Annotated in this window: 14 protein-coding genes; 8 read left to right on the top strand and 6 right to left on the bottom strand. The window is 61.8% G+C overall.

Annotation, left to right across the window (positions count from 1 at the left end; genetic code table 11):
- The first annotated feature begins 42 nt into the window (after positions 1-42).
- The 4 genes from ACYQ00_RS20030 (at position 43) to ACYQ00_RS20015 (ending at position 5,487) form a co-directional block, all read left to right on the top strand.
- Complete coding sequence (locus tag ACYQ00_RS20030) at positions 43-1,200, top strand: DUF3592 domain-containing protein (protein ID WP_460033833.1); 1,158 nt, start codon at positions 43-45, stop codon at positions 1,198-1,200.
- Positions 1,201-1,349: 149 nt separating this feature from the next.
- A complete protein-coding gene (locus tag ACYQ00_RS20025) occupies positions 1,350-2,036 on the top strand; it encodes a (2Fe-2S)-binding protein (protein ID WP_460033832.1) in 687 nt (228 codons plus the stop codon).
- Positions 2,037-2,173: 137 nt separating this feature from the next.
- Positions 2,174-4,507: a xanthine dehydrogenase family protein molybdopterin-binding subunit gene (locus ACYQ00_RS20020; RefSeq protein WP_460033831.1), complete on the top strand. Its 2,334-nt coding sequence runs from the start codon at positions 2,174-2,176 to the stop codon at positions 4,505-4,507.
- A gap of 2 nt (positions 4,508-4,509) precedes the next feature.
- Positions 4,510-5,487, top strand: a complete 978-nt coding sequence (locus tag ACYQ00_RS20015; RefSeq protein WP_460033830.1) for an FAD binding domain-containing protein — start codon at positions 4,510-4,512, stop codon at positions 5,485-5,487.
- A 3-nt stretch (positions 5,488-5,490) separates the two neighbouring features.
- Here the strand turns inward: ACYQ00_RS20015 and ACYQ00_RS20010 are convergent, their stop codons facing one another.
- Both ACYQ00_RS20010 and ACYQ00_RS20005 read right to left on the bottom strand, forming a co-directional pair.
- The gene (locus ACYQ00_RS20010; RefSeq protein WP_460033829.1) at positions 5,491-6,258 is read right to left on the bottom strand and encodes an energy-coupling factor ABC transporter ATP-binding protein; all 768 of its coding nucleotides are present in this window, start codon (positions 6,256-6,258) and stop codon (positions 5,491-5,493) included.
- Entirely contained in the window at positions 6,251-7,000 is a 750-nt protein-coding gene (locus ACYQ00_RS20005; RefSeq protein ID WP_460033828.1) for an energy-coupling factor transporter transmembrane component T family protein, read from the bottom strand. Before ACYQ00_RS20005 ends, ACYQ00_RS20010 begins: the two co-directional genes overlap by 8 nt.
- Before the next feature lie 374 nt (positions 7,001-7,374).
- On the opposite strand from ACYQ00_RS20005, the gene ACYQ00_RS20000 reads away from it, so the two are divergent.
- A complete protein-coding gene (locus ACYQ00_RS20000) occupies positions 7,375-7,959 on the top strand; it encodes an RlpA-like double-psi beta-barrel domain-containing protein (protein ID WP_460033827.1) in 585 nt (194 codons plus the stop codon).
- Between the two features lie 235 nt (positions 7,960-8,194).
- Here the strand turns inward: ACYQ00_RS20000 and ACYQ00_RS19995 are convergent, their stop codons facing one another.
- Complete coding sequence (locus ACYQ00_RS19995) at positions 8,195-9,163, bottom strand: DUF1848 domain-containing protein (RefSeq protein ID WP_460033826.1); 969 nt, start codon at positions 9,161-9,163, stop codon at positions 8,195-8,197.
- A 99-nt stretch (positions 9,164-9,262) separates the two neighbouring features.
- Entirely contained in the window at positions 9,263-10,795 is a 1,533-nt protein-coding gene (gene dacB / locus ACYQ00_RS19990) for a D-alanyl-D-alanine carboxypeptidase/D-alanyl-D-alanine endopeptidase (protein ID WP_460033825.1), read from the bottom strand.
- Positions 10,796-11,087: 292 nt separating this feature from the next.
- Between dacB and ACYQ00_RS19985 the strand changes: the two genes are divergently transcribed.
- Positions 11,088-12,758 (top strand): PEGA domain-containing protein, encoded by a 1,671-nt coding sequence (locus tag ACYQ00_RS19985; RefSeq protein WP_460033824.1) that lies wholly within the window; start codon positions 11,088-11,090, stop codon positions 12,756-12,758.
- Here the strand turns inward: ACYQ00_RS19985 and ACYQ00_RS19980 are convergent.
- Positions 12,747-15,329 (bottom strand): sensor domain-containing protein, encoded by a 2,583-nt coding sequence (locus ACYQ00_RS19980; protein WP_460033823.1) that lies wholly within the window; start codon positions 15,327-15,329, stop codon positions 12,747-12,749. The genes ACYQ00_RS19985 and ACYQ00_RS19980 overlap by 12 nt on opposite strands.
- A 192-nt stretch (positions 15,330-15,521) precedes the next feature.
- On the opposite strand from ACYQ00_RS19980, the gene ACYQ00_RS19975 reads away from it, so the two are divergent.
- Positions 15,522-15,974: a hypothetical protein gene (locus tag ACYQ00_RS19975; RefSeq protein ID WP_460033822.1), complete on the top strand. Its 453-nt coding sequence runs from the start codon at positions 15,522-15,524 to the stop codon at positions 15,972-15,974.
- 68 nt (positions 15,975-16,042) lie between these two features.
- On the opposite strand, the gene ACYQ00_RS19970 is transcribed toward ACYQ00_RS19975, so the two are convergent.
- On the bottom strand, positions 16,043-16,951 hold the full coding sequence (locus ACYQ00_RS19970; RefSeq protein ID WP_460033821.1) for a M23 family metallopeptidase: 909 nt from the start codon (positions 16,949-16,951) through the stop codon (positions 16,043-16,045).
- Positions 16,952-17,148: 197 nt separating this feature from the next.
- Here ACYQ00_RS19970 and minC point away from each other — a divergent pair, with 197 nt between their 5' ends.
- Positions 17,149-17,901: a septum site-determining protein MinC gene (gene minC, locus ACYQ00_RS19965; RefSeq protein ID WP_460033820.1), complete on the top strand. Its 753-nt coding sequence runs from the start codon at positions 17,149-17,151 to the stop codon at positions 17,899-17,901.
- The last annotated feature ends 13 nt before the right edge of the window (positions 17,902-17,914 follow it).

Genomic DNA, 17,914 nt, shown 5'->3' with positions numbered 1-17,914 from the left:
TTGCGGCATAGTACCCGGCATCCCCCAGCCCTGGAGCGCCGCATGCCCACACCCAGCCGGACCCCACCCAGCCGGCCCACCTCCCGCTCTGCTTCCCGCCAGCCCCTGCCCCGGCCGCCGCGTGACTTCCGGCTGTATGGTGTCGCCATGGCCATTGCCCGGCTTTTGCCGTTTATGCTGATGCTGCCAGTGCTGGTCCTGGCAGTGGCAGGGATGTTTTTTTCTCCGTCCCTTCGGGAGGCTGCACCCGCCTTACTGGCTGTGGCCGCCATCCTGCTGCCCTTGAGCTTGTGGTTGCAGAGACTGACCAAATCCATGCGCGACGGCCAACAGGAGGCGGCAATCCGCTTCACCACGGCATCGCCCCGGGCCTGCCTTCTGGAAAACCTGCGCTATGCCGACATGGGCGGTCAGGCCTTCCTGGTGTTGGATGCAGACGCCAGGAAGCCGCTATTTCCGGCCATGATGCGCTTCAGCCGCCGCGTCTGGAACCTTCCGGCAACCGAAGAGGTGGATCTCTTTCTGGACTCCTCAGGCGTCTCCCCGATCTTTGCCCTTGCCGCCAGGAATGTCTCCGGCTGGGGTGAACGGCTGACCCGCGCCACCCTGGATACCGGCTGGCGACAAACCCGGCGGTTGTTTTTCTGGCTTGGGGCGCTTTTCATCTTTGGGTTGATTGTGCTGAGCGTGCTGCTGATCCGGGAGTATCAGTCCCTGCAGCAAACGCGGGCCTGGGCAGAAGAGAGCCTCTCCTGGCCCGCGGTCCCGGCCACCATACACTCCAGCCACGTGGAGGAAACACGTATTTCCTCCGGCAAACGCACCGTCAAAGGCTGGAAGGCTGTCGTGGAATATCAGTATGTTATGGATGAAATTTCCTACCCGGGGCAGCGCATCCGCTATGGCTACGCCGCCGAGCCCAGCCCGGACGAAGCCGAAGCCATCGTGGCCCGGTATCCCGCAGGAGCCACGGCCGAGGTGCGCGTGGACCCGCGCATGCCAGCCCGTTCGGTGCTTGAGCCCGGCCATGTGGCGCCGCTTGCCCACGAGCTGGCGACCCTGCGGCTGGTTGGCTTTGGCGGCTGTGGCGCCATCCTGCTGCTGATGGGCATCCCCGCGGGGGTGCTGGCCTATTATTCCAAGCGCCGGCGGCAGCTCATTGCCCGGCTGGAAGAGGCGGGAATGCTGGCCCGGCAATGAGCGGCGGCTCTCTGGATTTTTTCTGACCCTTGGCGTAGACGGGGAGATGACAACGCCGGCTTGTGGCGTTGTCATCTGGAACCATCCTCTGGGATCGCCAGTGGCCTGCCATTGCAGCGCGCAACACGCACCGGCCCGGGAGTCTTTGCATGTCTTCGTCGTCCTCCAAGCATTCCCCCCCACCCTGCCCGCCGTCCTCTTGTGAGGATGTTTCGGGCGGCATGAGCCGTCGCGGCTTCATCAAATCCCTGGGGGCTTCCGCTGTGGTCAACACCCTGGCCTCGGGACTGGCCGCCGGTGCTGCCACCATGGCCGATGCTGCCCGGGCCGCCGCGCAGGACGATATGCCCCCGCCCATTCTGCAGGGGCTGACCCCTCTGACGCTCACGATCAACAGCACCCCCCGCACCGTGCTGGCCGAGCCGCGCTGGACCCTGCTGTACGTCCTGCGCGAGGTGCTGGGCATCACCAGCCCCAAGCCCGGCTGCGAGCGCGGTGAGTGCGGCGCCTGCACCGTGCTGGTGGACGGCGCGGCCCGCTACGCCTGCATGATGCTGGCCTTCGAGGCCCAGGGCAAATCCATTGAGACCGTGGAAAGCCTCATGGATGGCGAACGGCTGGGGCCGGTGCAGCAAGCGTTTCTGGAGGAAGATGCCCTGCAGTGCGGCTATTGCACCCCCGGGCAGATCATGGCCGCTGAAGCCCTGTTGCGCCAGCAGGCCGATCCCACCCTGGAGGAGATCCGTGTGGGCATGAGCGGCAACCTCTGCCGCTGTGGCGCCTACCGGCATATCCTCACGGCTGTGGCTGCGGCCGCCATCAAAAAGAAGGATTGATCTTCCACCCTTGCCTGCCCACTGGTTGCCCATGGCCACCACTGGCCGCAAAGGCGCGCAAGGGGCCGGCATGACAAACCGGAACAACAACATCTCAGGCTGCCAAGACGCTCTAGGATCCCGCAAGGACGTGCTGCATGGCCGACAAAGGCTACTTCGATCCCGTCTCCCCGCTCCCTCAGCCCGCCAGGCCGGGCGAGCCGCCGCATCCCTGGGAACGCACCACCCTCATCGGCCAGCGCATCCCACGGGTGGACGCCTATGAACGTGTCTGCGGCGCGGCGATCTATCCTTCAGATGTGCACCTGCCCGGCATGCTCCATGCCGCCATCCTGCACTGCCCACACGCCCACGCCATTGTCCGCGGCCTGGACGTGACCGCGGCCAGAGCCATGCCCGGCGTGCATGACATCATCACCGCCCGCACGCCCGAGGCCGCCTTGCGCTGGCCATATGCCGAGGGACATTCCCTGCCGCTCTTTGACCCGCACCTGCGCTTCGAGGGCGAGGAAGTGGCCGCCGTGGCGGCGGAAACCCCCTGGCAGGCCTGGGACGCCGTCCGGGCCATCGCCGTGGAGTTTGATGAGCGGCCCGTAGCGGTGGAAGAACGTCTGGCTCTGACGGAAAAGGCGCCCAACGTTCATCCCGGCGGCAATCTGGCCCGCCCCATCCAGCAATACTCCCGCGGGGATCTGACCAAGGGACGGGCCGAGGCGGCTGCCATCCTCACCGGCTCCTTCCGCACCGCATCCCAACTGCACATCCCCCTGGAGCGTCACGGCTGCGTGGCCCAATGGGATGGCGACGGCCTGACCATCTGGGAATCCACCCAGGGGGTCTTTCCCGCTCAGGAACGCATTGCCGCAGTGCTCGGCCTGCCTCTCAACAAGGTCCGCGTCCGGGGCGAATACGTGGGCGGCGGGTTTGGTTCCAAGCTGGAGACGAGCAAATATGCCGTCATCGCCGCCATCCTGGCCCGTCGTACCGGCAGGCCGGTCAAGCTGTTCCTCTCGCGCGAACAGACCATGCTCGCCATGGGCTTGCGGCCCGCGGCAATCATGGAGATGGAGCTCGCAGCCAAGGCCGACGGCACCCTCGCGGCAATCAACCTCACCGTCCTCGCCTCTGGCGGAGCGTATGGCGCCGGTGGCAGTTCCCTGGTGGACTGGCCGGCCAGGGATCTGTACGCCTGCCCCAATGTCCGCACCGAGATGACCGACGTTTTTCTGCACAGCCAGCCCTCGCGCCCCTTCCGCGCCCCCGGCTACCCCCAGGGAGCCTGGGCTCTGGAGCAGATGATGGATCAGCTGGCCGAAACCCTGGCCATGGATCCCGTGGCCCTGCGGCTCAAGAACATCCCCACCGTCTCCCAGGCCCGCGAGGGAGCGCCGCCATACACCAGCACGGGCCTCAAGGCCTGTCTGGAAGAAGGAGCCACGGCCTTCAACTGGCAGGAATCCCGCCAGCGGACTGCAGCCCAGCCGGCGAATTTCACCACCCGCCGCGGTGTGGGCATGGCCGCCTGCACCTGGCTGGTGGGCGGCGGCTTCCCGCCTTCTACGGTCCTGCTCAAGATGCTGGCCGATGGTTCCCTGATTCTGAACATGGGCGCCAGCGACATCGGTTGTGGCAGCAAAACCATCATGGCCATGGTGGCTGCGGAAGAAATGGGGGTGACCCTGGACCGCATTCACATCGAGCATGCAGACACGGCCGCCACCCAGTATGCCACAGCTTCCGGCGGTTCCAAGACCGTCCCCACAGAGGCCCCGGCCGTGCGCGAGGCCGCCCAGGAACTCAAACGGGTGCTCCTCGGCTGGGCAGCAGAGGAACTGAATCTCAAGCCCGACGCCCTGCGCTACGACGGTGCCGTCATTGTCACCCACAAGCAGGCGGACAAAAAGGAAAAGCGAATTGCAGTCACCGAACTGGCCCGGCTCAAGCAGCAGCGCGTGGCCATCGGCCAGGGACACAAACGGCCCAACCCCAAGGGCAGGGCCATCTGCCCCTTTGGCGCGCAGTTCTGCGAGGTGGAGGTGGACACCCTGACTGGCGAAATCCGCATCATCCGGTTTCTGGCCTGCCATGAATCCGGCCGGGTCATGAACCGCCTGACCTACGATTGCCAGGTCCACGGCGGGGTGACCATGGGCACGGGCTTTGCCCTCACGGAAGGCCGTATCCTGGATGCAGCCACCGGCAAACTCTGCAACCGCAACCTGCACGACTATAAACTGCCGACCATGCTCGACATTGCTGCCGATACCGTCTCCTTGCCCCTGGACCTGCCCGACGGCGCTGCCAACTCTGCCGGCGCCAAGGGGTTGGGCGAGCCCGTGGTGGTGCCCACGGCGCCGGCCATCGCCAACGCCATCGCCGACGCCCTGCGCCCCTGGCAGGTGCGGCTCAGCGTGACGCCCATCACCCCCGCGTCAGTGTTGCACGCCCTTGCCGCGGCAAAGGAGGCCTGAGCATGTTTGAAGATTTTGCCTATGTCCGACCCAAAAGCGTGGCCCAGGCCGCGCAACAACTCCAGAGCGAACAGGCCCATGCCCTGGCCGGCGGCTCGGATCTGCTCGGCTGCCTGCGCGAGCGCATCTTCCCGGCCAAGCTGGTCGTCTCCCTCTCGGATTTGCAGGATCTACGCGGCATCGCCCGCACGGCCGAGGGCGGTCTGGCCATGGGCGCACTGACCAGTATTGCGGATCTGGCGCAATCCCCGGAAGTCCAGACCCTCTATCCCGGCCTGGCCCAGGCGGCGTCCGAAGTCGCCAGCCCGCAACTGCGCAACCAGGGCACCCTGGGCGGCAATCTCTGCCAGAAGCCCCGCTGCTGGTACTACCGAGGGGATTTTTCCTGCCTGCGCAAGGGCGGCCCGGTCTGCCTGGCTGTGGATGGCGAGAACCAGCTCCACTGCATCCTGGGCGGCGATGCCTGCGTCATGGTCCACCCGTCAGACACGGCGCCCATGCTCCAGGCCTTGGGCGCCACCATCTGGGTGGCCGGCCCCGCCGGCGACCGCGAACTGCCCCTGGAGCAGCTCTTCATGCCCCCGGCCCAGGACCCCACCCGGGAAACAACCCTCCAGCCCGGCGAACTCGTCACCCACGTGCACCTGCCCCCGCCCCCGCCCGGCCTGCACACCAGCTACCGGAAAATCCGGGCGCGCCGCTCCTGGGACTTTGCCCTGGCAGGCATGGCCCTGGCTGCAGTGCTTGACGACGATTTCATGGTGGATTGCCGCATTGTGCTTGCCGCCGCTGCCCCGTTCCCCTGGCGGGCCAGGGAGGCGGAAACCGTGCTCCTCGGCAAGCGCCTCACCCGGGCACTGTGTGCCGAGGCCGCCATCTCTGCCATGGCGCAGGCCGAGCCCCTGAAAAAAAACGCCTACAAAATCGAACTGTTCAAGGGAATGATCGAACAGGAACTGGGCAAACTCCTGCGCCTGTGAACCTCAGCTGCCCGGGCGGACAGGGTGCAGATGCGGGCGTTGCGGATCGGCCTCGTCTTCCTGCTCTCCCGGCCCGCCGTGACGGTGGCTGTGCAGCACATCCATCGGCACGGGCCGCAGCCTGCCGTCTTCCATGGCCAGACAGGCATCCACGGTGCGGGAGAGGAAGTCCCAGTCGTGGGAGACAATAAGCATCCCCTGCGGCAATTCCTTGAGAATATGCATAATTCTCCGCCGCATCGCCGGATCCAGGTCATTGGTCGGTTCATCCAGCAACAGCACCTTTGGGGACATTGCCAGCACCGTCCCCAGGGCCACCAGCCGCTTCTCTCCGCCTGAGAGCCGATGGCAGACGCGATCTTCATATCCCTGCAAGCCCAGTGACTTCAGGGTGCTGCGGGCAACAGATTCGGCCTCCCGGGGTGGCATCCCCAAATTCAGCGGCCCAAAGGCCAAGTCTTCCAGAACAGTCGGCGAAAAAAGCTGATCATCCGCCTGCTGAAACACAAACCCGACCTCGCGGCGCATGGCCCGGAGAGATTCCTTCCCAGCTATTTGCGTACCATTGAAGCGCAGCACTCCGCTATCAGGCTGCAAAATTCCAATAAGGCAATGCAGCAAACTCGTTTTACCGCTGCCATTTGGGCCAATGAGCCCTATTTTTCGAGTGGTAACGCTGATATTGCAGTCATCCAATATCTTTTGATCCCTTCCTGAATACCGAAGGGAGGCATTCTCAAGAGAAAGCACCGCACATTCAACATCATTCATAAAACAACTCCAATCCGTTCAGGCCATGCACAGCCCCACACTCTATGGCCACCAGCAGGGCCAGCCACCCGGCCATCCCGGCCAACGCAAGCCAATCGCTCCTTCGTAAAGGCGGCTCAGGCAAATGCCGGAAACTGCCATCATACCCGCGCAACTGCATGGCCTGATACACGCGATGGGCCTGATCCAGCGTTCGTACCACTGTCATGGCGAACATGTTTCCCGTAGTACGCCAGGTGCGCCAATTCATTCCAGGCGAATAACCACGCAAGGCGGCTGCAGTGTGCAGTTGTTGGTGCATAGATTTGATATCGTATATATATCGTGCACAAAAAAACAACATGGAGCACAGCTTTTTAGGAAGTCGCAACGCTTCCATACTGCGGATCAACGCGTGAAGTGGTGAGCCAATCACCATGCCGAGCACCAGACAGGCAATGGCGTTGGCGCGTGCCGTTGCCAGCCATGCCAGCTGCAGACCGTCCGCCCGCACCGTCAACGGCCCGAAGGTATGGAGCACCTCCCCCTTGCCAGAGAACGGTACCACCAGCCAGAGCAGTAGGATAAAGACATTGACCGCGCCCAGGCCCCGCAGCACGGCAGCCCGGCCGGGCCATCCCAGCACCAGCGCCCCGAGTACCAGGGGGGCCGCGGCCATCAGAGTCAGAGGATCCCTGCTGATTGCCAACACTGCAGAAAACGCCAGACAAGCAGTCAGACGCACGCGAAGATGCAACGTCATGGCGCTGCTCCCCCTGGATAGCCATGCAATGCGACGTGCTGCCATGCCATGCCTCGTGAATCTGTTGAAGGTTGGTGGAGCAGTATCCCGAGCTCAACGTTGCGTCAAGATGACATATCAGTCATGTTGCAGTGTCTGAAATACGAAATTACACCATCTTGCCTGCAGTCTATAAAAAGTATAGACCCTGAACACTATTGACAAAGCCCGAATTGATATGTCATGGGAATATTGCAACCTTGTCGTTGTGACAGTCAGAGCCCTGTACGCTGCTGCGGCGAACTGCTCGCCTCGGCGCCCCGGCACGCCGGGCACCTCCATGCCTGCGCATGGCGTGGCTCCAGCACACCAGGACCCTGAACCCGGACTCAACCATGCGTACTCTATTACTTTGTAAAGCCATCCTCATCCTCGGCGTCATCTGCTATTTCCAGTATCGGCTCAATCAGGAGCTGGAAACACAACTGGAAGGCTACCGCGCCAGCTACAATCAACTCCAACTCGCCCAGGCCAGTACTGAGGGAGCTCTGGAAGGCCTGCAGCTTTCCAGCTACACACAGCAACTCAAACTCATCAACTCGCTTGCAGACAACAAGTCAAAGGTCACTGAACTGCTGCGCATGGTGCAGCAAAAAGACTTCCTCATCCAGAGCATGACCAGGGGCCGTGTTTGTACTGTCACAGCATACAGCCCCACGGTCGGACAAACAGATGACACTCCGTTCACCACCGCCAACAACAAGCGTGTCCGCGATGGCATTGTGGCTGTTTCGCGCGATCTGTTCGCCAACGGCTGGAACTTTGGCCGTAAGATCTACATCAAAGACCACGGCGTCTACACCATAGACGACCTCATGAACGAACGGATGCGCAACAGCCTGGATATCTTCATGTTCGATACGGAAACTGCCTTGAAGTTTGGCAAAAGACAAATCCGCGCCTATCTCCTCGGTGCGTAATCCTCTGCCCCATGCGAATCCACCTCTCTGTGCTTTGTCTGGTTGCTCTCCTTTTGTCCGCACATCCAGCGCTTGCCAAACAACGCAAGCAAGACGCACCGCAAGACAGCTCCCAAGATGCCATGACGCAATGCCAAAAAGAAGCTGCAGACAAGCAAATCCTTATGGACAAGCTGCAGCAGTATCTTAAGCAATGCATCGCCAGGAAAACCAAGTGATACTTTTTGACGCTGTATCACAGCATGGCCCAGGATTCAGCATTTCGTAAATGCCAATTCTTTCTCGCCCCCTTGAAATGCGTTACCGCGTAACAATACACGCAACCTCGCGGGCAGCTTTCATACATGCCGATATCCCGGCTCGCTGAACAAAGACAGTGGTCGCGTTGTCCCGAATCCTTGCTGTGCGCAATAGGCCAGCCCAGGCGTTGCTGGAAGAATTCGCCATCCAGACACGCCCCTGCCAACACTCCTGCCGCCGCAAGCGTCCCCGGACCTGCATCCGGCTGCGCGCAACGTTGCAGCATCATGCCGTTTTTGTGAGCCGATTCCTGCATGCCGGGCACAGTGTGTTCCAGAAGTTCTGCCGAAGGCGGCAGCACCCCCCAACACCCGCCATCCAGCCTCTGCAGCCTGCGCAACCGGGGCAGTATCTTGCCATACGGCTCCAGGAGACTGACGACCACCCGTTGCGTTGTGCCACGCAACATCCCGGCAATGCGCGCAAACTGGCGGACATGATACGCCGGCGGGCAGGCTTGGCTAAAGAAAATGGGATCATACCGCCAGGTGAGCCGCTCCGGTCCAAACCGCTCGGCAATGCGCCGCATCGCCGCTGTCACGGCCTCTGGCGGCGGCGTGCCCGGGTCATAGACCCGCGGGTAGCCGACAACCGTCACCATGAAGTGAAAATCCAGGCCGCGACCGCGCAACCAGTCGAGATGCGGCAACAACGGCCGCGGGTCGCGCGTCCAGAAGACCACGCCCGCCACATCCTGCGGCTGCAACGAGATTCGGGAGACCTGCTGCCGATTGAACGGGTTGGGCGTTTCGCAAAAACCAGCCTCGACCCGATGCAGGAACCAGGAAGCATAGCACGCTGGGATATCAGTTCTTCTGCTCGCACTGATCAACATAGGACGCGAAACGGCTCCGAGACCTGGCAAAGCTAATGCTACTGCGGCGGGATGTGTACTTTTTGCCATAGATATCCATGAAGAATAAATTCATGAAAAAATCAAAATGAGTTTCAGTATTTTTCACGAAAATGACTACACTATCATTTATGTCATCATTTTCGTCTGTTATACACCAGTAATCAAGACAATAATGGCATCCTGCAGTTCGCGAGCCTCCTTGGGGGCACCTGCATTGTTATTGACCGTGATCGCAAAGGCAACCCACCGTCCTTGCATATCTTTTGCGTACCCGGCAATACTGCTGTGCCCGGTGACGTACCCGACCTTGCCATGCACCATGCCCTCACCTTTTGTCCCCAGAAGCCGCCGTCCCATGCTGCCATGCCGACCGGCCACGGGCAGTGTTTCATAAAAGACTGGAAACACTGGCCGAGTTGTCATGGCGCGGAGCATTTCCGCCATGGCTCTGGGCGAAACGAGATTCTTGCGGGACAGGCCGGAACCATCCACAATATTCATTCCCGTGCCTGGCACCCCCAGCGTGCGCGCCCATTGCTGCACCTGCTCGGCGCCGTTGGCAAAGCAGGCCTTCCCTGTGCGCTCGCCCGCCAGGGCATGCTGAATCAACTCTGCGAATAGATTGTGACTTTCCATGTTCGTCACCGTGGCAATCTCCCGCAATGGCACAGACTGCCGTTCCAGCAGCCGTGTACCGCCTTGCGGAATATCCCGGAGCACCCTGGAGCGCCCAGACACAGTGATGCCACGGGCCTTCAAGGCGTTTCGCAGATTGAACAAGAAATACGCAGCAGGGTCATTCACGGAAACCGAAGCCGAGATGCCCCGCCCGCGCGCTGACAAGGCCCCTCGAAGAGTCACGATTTCGGAACCCAACTCCCTGAGCATGCTAAAATCTTCGCCTTTGCCCATGGCCACGGCCTGATTGTTTACCGAAAGAAACCCTTCCGGAACGGTTTTCACAGCCACTGGCGAGCCAGGTTGCTTTGGAGTGACGGTCACTTCCACTGTATTTTCCCCGCAGCTCAATGCATCGACAGGGGTAGCGTAATAGTAGGACAAGTCATCCCACTCCCAGGCTGGCCCGAGTCTGGGGCCGGTAAACTGCGAGGTATCTGCCACCAGATCACCGTGTACGAGTTTGATGCCCTTCGCTGCCAATGCGTCGGCCAGTTCTCCCATACAAAAATCGCCGTTAGGGCACCACATAGCTGAAAACGACGGATCCCCATTGCTACGAACAATCAAATCGCCAGCAATAGTTCCTGCCGAAAGACTTCCTGTATGCGAGATGGATGTTGAAAATTTGTACGAATCGCCAAGTATATCCAGAGCCGAGGCTGTGGTGAAGAGTTTCAGCGTCGAAGCAGGAACAAACATTTTGTCCGCATTATGCTGAACAGGTTCTCCCAGTGCAGCATTAATCGGTAACAGCACAACACCTATGTGTGCGGAGTCCAGACCAGAATGAGCAATGCGTTCCTGCATGGCTGCAGTCAGGGCGTCACGTTCCTGGCGGGTCCATGGTTGCCCGGTGGCGGCTGAGGGCAGCGCCGTGAAGCCAGGCGTCTGCTGTGCGGGCACGGGAACCGCCTGGGCGAACAGCAGAAGCGCACCGAAGAGCAGGCAAATACCGAAGAGTGGAAAATGGTTGTCGCGCAGTTGGATGGAGGGGGACATGGACACTCCGAACGGTTCGCAGGTATCTAGGTTTTATTTAGATTCAACTTTAAGTTTTACACAATGTCTCACCGCACGCACAACCGGCCGAAGGGGAAGGACATATTTGGCGGCCCTCTCAATTTCCCGCTTTCCGCTTGCCGCACCCCTTGAATTGGGCTAAAGTTGCCCAAACAGTCAAGGACCGGTAGCCGCCATGCGCAATCGCTCACATCCCCCTGGGCTCGCCGGAGGGCATGCTGGCATCATCCACCTGGGATGGTTCTTTTTTTGCGCCTGGACATGCTGTTTCATGCTCCTGCCTCTGGCTGCCTCCGCCACGCAATTGGCCTATCCGCCACGCCTGACCGTGTGGGAAATGCTCTTCGGGCCTCCACCGGATGGCCAGCGCCACGCCACCACGGGCGCCGCGACCTCCCAGGCCGGAGCCGACGCGCCTCTGCCTGAAGGAGGGGTTACCATTACTCCCTCTGCGGCACTGTCTGCATCAGGCAATCTCTGCGACCCCGGCGCCCCCCCCACGGCCGAGCCTCCGCTGGCAGCCGCCACTGAGGAGGACGTCCTGAAAAAGCTGCTGTGCCCGTACATGGACAGCCCCGCGTCCTCTGCCTCCTCTGCCGCCACCCGGCAACCCAACCGCAGCAGAGCGCCGGCGGCCGCCTCCGTTGCAGCCGGCAAAGCCCGTGGGTTCGGACGGGTATTCGTCACCACAGAACCGGCGGATGCCAGGGTTCGTCTGCTCCATCGCGAGGAAGCCTTTGCTCAAGGCATGGCCCTTCCGCAAGGGACGTACGTGCTGGAGGCGCAACGAGAAGGGTACGCCCCGGTGCGCCGCGAGATCCAGCTCCAGGCCGGGCAGGACGTCTCCTGCACCCTGGAACTGGCCGAGGCACCGAAGGCCGGCAAGTTGTTTGTCCGCACCAAGCCAGAAGGCGCAACCGTGCGGGTGGTAAACATCAAGCCCGTGTTTTCTCAAGGCATGGCGCTGGCGCCAGGCACGTATCACCTGGACGCGTTTTTGGATGGGTACCACACCGCTGCCGCCACCGTGCATCTTGAGGCTGGGGAAGAACAAACAGTCACCATCGAGCTCGCACCGGCTGGGCCGCAGGGGCGCCTGTTTGTGCAAACCGCTCCGGCCGGCGCGTATGTCCGCATTCTCGACATCGCCCCCCGTTTCCGCCAGGGCATGCAGCTGGAAGGCGGCACGTACACCTTGAGCGCAACGCTGCCCGGCCACGACAGCGTCACCATGCAGGCAGATGTGCGCCCCGGCCAGGATACCACAGTCACCATGCAATTACCGGAAACACCTGCACCCGGCGTCCTGTATGTGGATGGCCTGCCGGCTGGCGGGCAGGTGCGGGTGATGAGCGTGCGACCGGCGTTTACCCAGGGCATGCCCCTGCGCCCTGGTGCGCACCCGCTTGAAATCGCCCTGCCAGGACGTCCCCTGCTCCGCCACACCGTGGAAATCGCTTCGGGGCAACCCGCCCGGGTGCTCATCCCGGCGCTCCTGGCTGCACAGCGCGCCACCCCACGCCGCACCGTGAAAAAGGACACCTCGCATGCGGCGCCCGAGCCTCTCCAGCCTTCGGGTCAGTCCCCGCCAGCGCCAACGGGCGGCACCGGAACGGCCTTCGCAGCGCCTCCGGCATCCCCGCACGCAACGGAAATCTCCCCCGAAGCAGCATTGGCCACTGCCACCACTGCCAGCGGGGGCCGGCTCTTCGTCCAAACCGAGCCCGGCGATGCCGATATCCGGATCATTCACCAGTCGTGGAATATCCCGGCCCCATATGCGGAAGGCATGTTGCTTCCCGAAGGCATGTACGGTGTCAGCGTATTCAAGGACGGCTACGCCCCTGTGCTGGAGCGCGTGCAGGTGCTGGCAGGCAAAAGCACGCGCCTGCGTCTGGATCTCAAAGGTCCAGCGCACGAGGCGGCGGCGCTACACCCCTGAGGTTCCTGCCGCCGCGGCACCCGGGCGCTGGACAGACTGCGAAGGGAGCCGAAGCGATCCGTTCAATTTGCCTAGGAAATCCTGCACCTTTTCCGCATGCATGGGCTTGCCGAGCATGTAGCCTTGGGCAGCCTCGCAGCCGAGGCTCCGCAACGCCTCCAGCTGCTCCGGCTCCTCCACCCCTTCCGCCACCACCCGCAGCTTCAGCGCCTGGGCCAATTGAATGATGGCGTGCACGATGGCGTCGTCGCTGCTCCCATTGCGCGCGGCCCCCAAACGCTGAACAAACGAGCGGTCCACTTTGAGTGAATCCAGCGGGAACTGGTGCAAATAGGCCAGGGAGGAATAGCCGGTGCCGAAGTCATCCACAGCCAGGCGCACCTGCAGTTCCTTGAGCCGTTCCAGGAGCACCCGGGCGGAGGCGGCGTTTTCCATAACCACGCTCTCCGTCAATTCCAGGCACAGGCAGGTCGGCGGCAGTCCGCTGGCTTTGACAACCTGGCGTACCTGATCAATGAGATCCGACTGCACAAACTGCCTGGCCGAAAGGTTCACGGACATGGTCAGCGTCTGGGCCAGTGGGAAACGCTCCCGCCAGGAGGCCAGATCCCGCAGGGCGCCGGATAACACCTGCCGTCCCAGGCTGACGATGAGTCCCGTCTCCTCAGCCAATTCTATGAATTCAGCAGGATAGACCAGACCGCGATCCGGATGCCGCCATCGGGCCAGAGCCTCGAACCCCAGCAGGGTGCGATCCTTGATAGAGACAATGGGCTGGTAATGGGCGACAATTTCTTCATGGGCAATGGCCCGCCGCAGCTCCTCTTCCAGCTGCATGGCATCCTGGAGACGGTCACGCATGGAGGCGTTGAAGACCACAAAGGTATTCTTGCCGCGATCCTTGGCCATGGACATGGCAATATCCGCGTCGCGCAGCAGCATTTCCTCATGGTCAACTTCCAAATCCCCCATGGCAATGCCGATGGAGGCCGTGAACTGCAGCCGACGGTGCATCAGCTCCACGGGTTCTTCGATTTCCTGCAGGATCTCGCGGGCCATGCGCTCGGCATCATCCTGCGAATACACGGAATCCAGCAACACGCCAAACTCATCGCCCCCCAGGCGGGACACGGTGTCGATGGGTTGCATGAGCCGGGCAATTCGTTGGCCGATAATCTGGATCAGCTGGTCACCGGCGGCGTGGCCCAGGCTGTCATTCACGAGCTTGAAGCGGTCGATATCCACAAACAGCAGGGCAAAGGGCGCACGGCCATGCCGCTTGGCCCGCTCCATGGCCCGACGCAAACGGTCCAACAGCAGGGCGCGATTGGGCAACCCGGTCAGCTTGTCATGAAAACTGTGAAAAACCAGCTGTTCCTCGGCCCGCTTGCGCTCGGTAATATCAAGGAAAATCCGGTACGCGCCCTGCATTTCCTCATTGATGATAATGGGAAAGGACAGCATGTACACATGGACGATCTGCCCGTCCTTGCGACGGCGGATGGTTTCCGCGGCCACATGCTCACCCTGGGAAAGCCGGCGAGTCATCTCCTCGGCCTGGGGGGCCAGGCCGGCCGGCACAATGAACGGGCCCAGGCGCTTGCTCCAGATCTCTTCGAATTCATACCCGAACAGCTTCTCGAAGGCCTTGTTCACCCCGGTCACACTGCCCTCGCGGTCGCAAATGGCAATGGCTTGCGGTGAATTTTCAAAAAGCTGTTGGAAATAGGCCTTTTGCTGGAGCATGCGCTCTTCCACCTGCTTGCGGCTGGTGATGTCCAGCATGATGGCCTGACAGCGGGCCGGCAGCCCCAGACGTGGCGGCAGCAGCGTGATGCGCGTTTCCATCCACTTGAATTCCCCATCGCTGCCGCGCAGCCGGCAGTCCATGGAAAACTTGGTAGATTCGGTACAGTGGCGGCGCAAGGCCTCCTGCCGCAGAGAGGCCATGTCCTCAGGCGGCAGCAGGGAGGCCATGGTGGCCCCGGAGGCGATCAGGGCCTTGGCGGAATGGCCGAGCAAGGTGATGTTCTGGGAGACATAAATGAGCGGCCAGTCGCCCTCCATCTCCCAGACCACCAGCAACACCGGGGAAAGCTCCACCACCAGATTGGCCTGGCGCAAGGCGTCTTCGGCGCGTTTGCGTTCTGCGATGTCCGTGAGGAAAAAGTCCAGTATGCCCGGAGAACCTGATCCGCCCTCAGCCTGGAGCGCCTGTCCGGACTCGACGTGCCGGGCACTGAGCTGCACCCACACAGGTGTCTCGTCCACCTGCAGCAGGAGCATTTCCTCGCCCTGCACGTTGCTGCCCTCGGCAAAAAGTTGCGCTGTACGGTCCCGGCCGCCGGGTGTGGTGAAGGCGGTGCGCACATCCTGTACACTGTTCAAAAAACTTTCCACAGTGCGATGTCCAAACAGCCGCGCCGCCTCGCGGTTTACCAGCAGCGGCACGCCATCTCTGGTGCAGCGCAGGATGCCCACGGGTGCGTTTTCGAACAGTGAACGGATGCCGGCGTCGGAGACGGCCTGGCGCATGAAGTACTGCAGATCTTCGGAACTGGCGTGCGTCATGTAGTCGGAGTTGGTCCACCTGTTCCGCGGCGATTGGAGGAACAGGCGAGTTGAGTTGTTCACAACACGGGCAAGCCATGATACGGACGTCAGAGTTTGACGCCTGTCACACCGGCGCGCTGAAGTGCCCATGTGCGCGCCCTGTCGATGCAGGCATCCCATTAACAACGCTGCGAGTCAACTGTCGAAATCATGATTCGGCATTTTTCGGCGGCGCAGCAAGGTGGCGGTAGCTCTCGTATGGCTTGGTTTTCTCGCAGATTGACAGAAAAAGACATTGCGCCCATTCACCTCGGAAAGATGAAAGCCTACAAGTTGCCCCGCGGCAGGGGCGACATTTTGTTCACCGGCGCATTGCTGGCATTGTACAAGGAAGAGCTGACTACGGAGGAGCGCGAAAGCAGCGTCAATAACTTCCTTGATGTACTGGCCTTGTTCAAAACAGAAAAGCAGCAGTACTTTTTGTATTATGAAGTTAAATTCACCGGAGAGCAATACAAGCTCGGGCGGCAGCAATATGCTGCGTTGCTCAAGAGCATGCAGGAAGTGGAACAGTTTCTGAACAAAATGTCCTATTCGAACAGCAGTTCATTTCGCTCCATTGTGCTTTCGGAAGCCAAGATTTACGACGCTGCCTGCGGTTGAGGACAGCCTTGGCATGTGGCCGGCTTGTTTGAGCGATACAGGCTGAGCCTGCCGCCCCTCCAATGGGATCAGTTCAGAATGTAGATGAGCGGGTTCACCACCTGGCCACGCACATGCACTTCATAGTGCAGATGCGAGCCGGTCGTTCTGCCCGTGGCGCCCACACGGCCAATAAGCTGCCCACGCTTGACCGTATCCCCCGGCTTCACGGCGATGCTGCTGCAGTGCGCGTATCTGGTGCGCAGGCCGGGGCGGTGCTCGATTTCGATGGTCAGCCCGTAGCCGGAAAAACGCTTGGCAAAGACCACCTTGCCCGAGGCTGGCGCCACAATGGGCGTGCCAGTGGGGGCGGCAATGTCGATACCCTTGTGCATGATGCGCCGGCCGGAGATGGGGTGCCGCCGTACGCCAAACGGCGAGGTGAAACGCCCGCGCACCGGCCAGATGGACGGCAGTTCCTGAATGACCTTCGGGCTCTGCTGGCGCACGGCCACAAAAATATCCTGCTGGCGGACTTCCTCCAGGTACAGCTCGTCGCCCATCTCATTGAGCAGGCGGTTCAGCGTACGCCCAACCTGGCGCGGCGTGTACAAGGCCACGTCTTCCAGCCGGTCTTGCGAGTATTTCAGCCCCATGCTTGCCGCCCGCTCAAAATCCTCTTCTGAAGGATTGCCAAACATCAAGGAAAGCTTGGTGTTCAGCAGCAGGATGCGATCCATGCGGCCGGCAAGGTTACGGACAGTGGAGACCTGCATCAGAAGCGCGTCGCGCAGCACGGCGTCACGATCCTGGCCGATGACCTGACGGATGAGATTCGACTCCTCGTTGCGGCTTTGCCACCAGAAGAGCAGGAGCGAGGCTGTCATCAGGGCCAGGAGCAGGCCGGCAGCAGGAAGCAGCCAGCCACGCACGTGCAGGTGCCTGCAGCTGCCGTGGTCTTCCCGAAAGACGACAAGATGGTATTTTTTGCGGAGCATGAAACCTGGGGTTACGCTGGAGGTGCCGCCCTGGTTGTCAGAGGAAAGCACCCCTGGCGTCAAGTTTTTTTTCGGTCATCTGTGGTGCGGCCGGCCGTGCGGCAGGCTGTGGGGCACCGGGCGCAGGGCTTGCATCGCGCGCCGCTGCCGTCTACACATGCCGAAAGACTTTGCAACCGCTATGCCCGGAGCTCCCCATGCCCGATTCCACTGCCCCAGTGTTGATCAAAGGCCGCGTGCACCCCATGGCCATGCTGCTGCTGCGCAGCACCGATACGGACGCCATTCTGGCACATCTTGATGAAATGCGCGGCGGTGCGGATGGTCCGGATTTGCTGTCCCGTTCCCTGCTCTGCCTGGACTGCTCCTGGCTGGGCGAACACAAGGACGAGCTGGATCTTCCCCGGCTGGCCGCCACCCTGCGCGGTGCCGGCCTGGCCCTGGTGGCCGTCAAGGAACCTTCCCCTGCCCAGGAAGCGCTGCTCGCCACACTGGGGTGCGTGCGGTTTGAAGAACAGGGGCGCGTGCAGCAGGCCAGGCCGGAACGCATCCTGCCCATGGTGGTGGACCGGCCCGTGCGCTGCGGGCAAAGCGTGTATGCCAAAGGCCGGGATTTGATTGTATTGGCCGGGGTCAATCCCGGGGCCGAGGTTCTTGCCGATGGCAACATCCATGTGTATGGTGCCCTGCGGGGCCGGGCTTTGGCCGGCGCCATGGGCGATGTGGAGGCCCGGGTGCATTGCGGGCAGTTCCTGCCAGAGCTGGTGGGAGTGGCTGGTGTGTACCTGACCAGTGACGAACTGGTGGGCCGCACCTCGCAGGGGCCGGCGCTATGCCTGCTGGATGGCGAGGAACTGACCATCCTGGCCGCACCTCACGGCTTGGCTGCACCTCACGGCCTGGCTGCCTCCCAGGGCGCTGCCGAGGCCGGTGCATCCGCAAAACTGTAACAATTTTTCGCTC

This window comes from Megalodesulfovibrio paquesii, assembly GCF_054653055.1.
The sequence above is the reverse complement of the archived record's forward strand: the minus strand, read 5'-3'. Positions and strand labels throughout refer to the sequence as shown.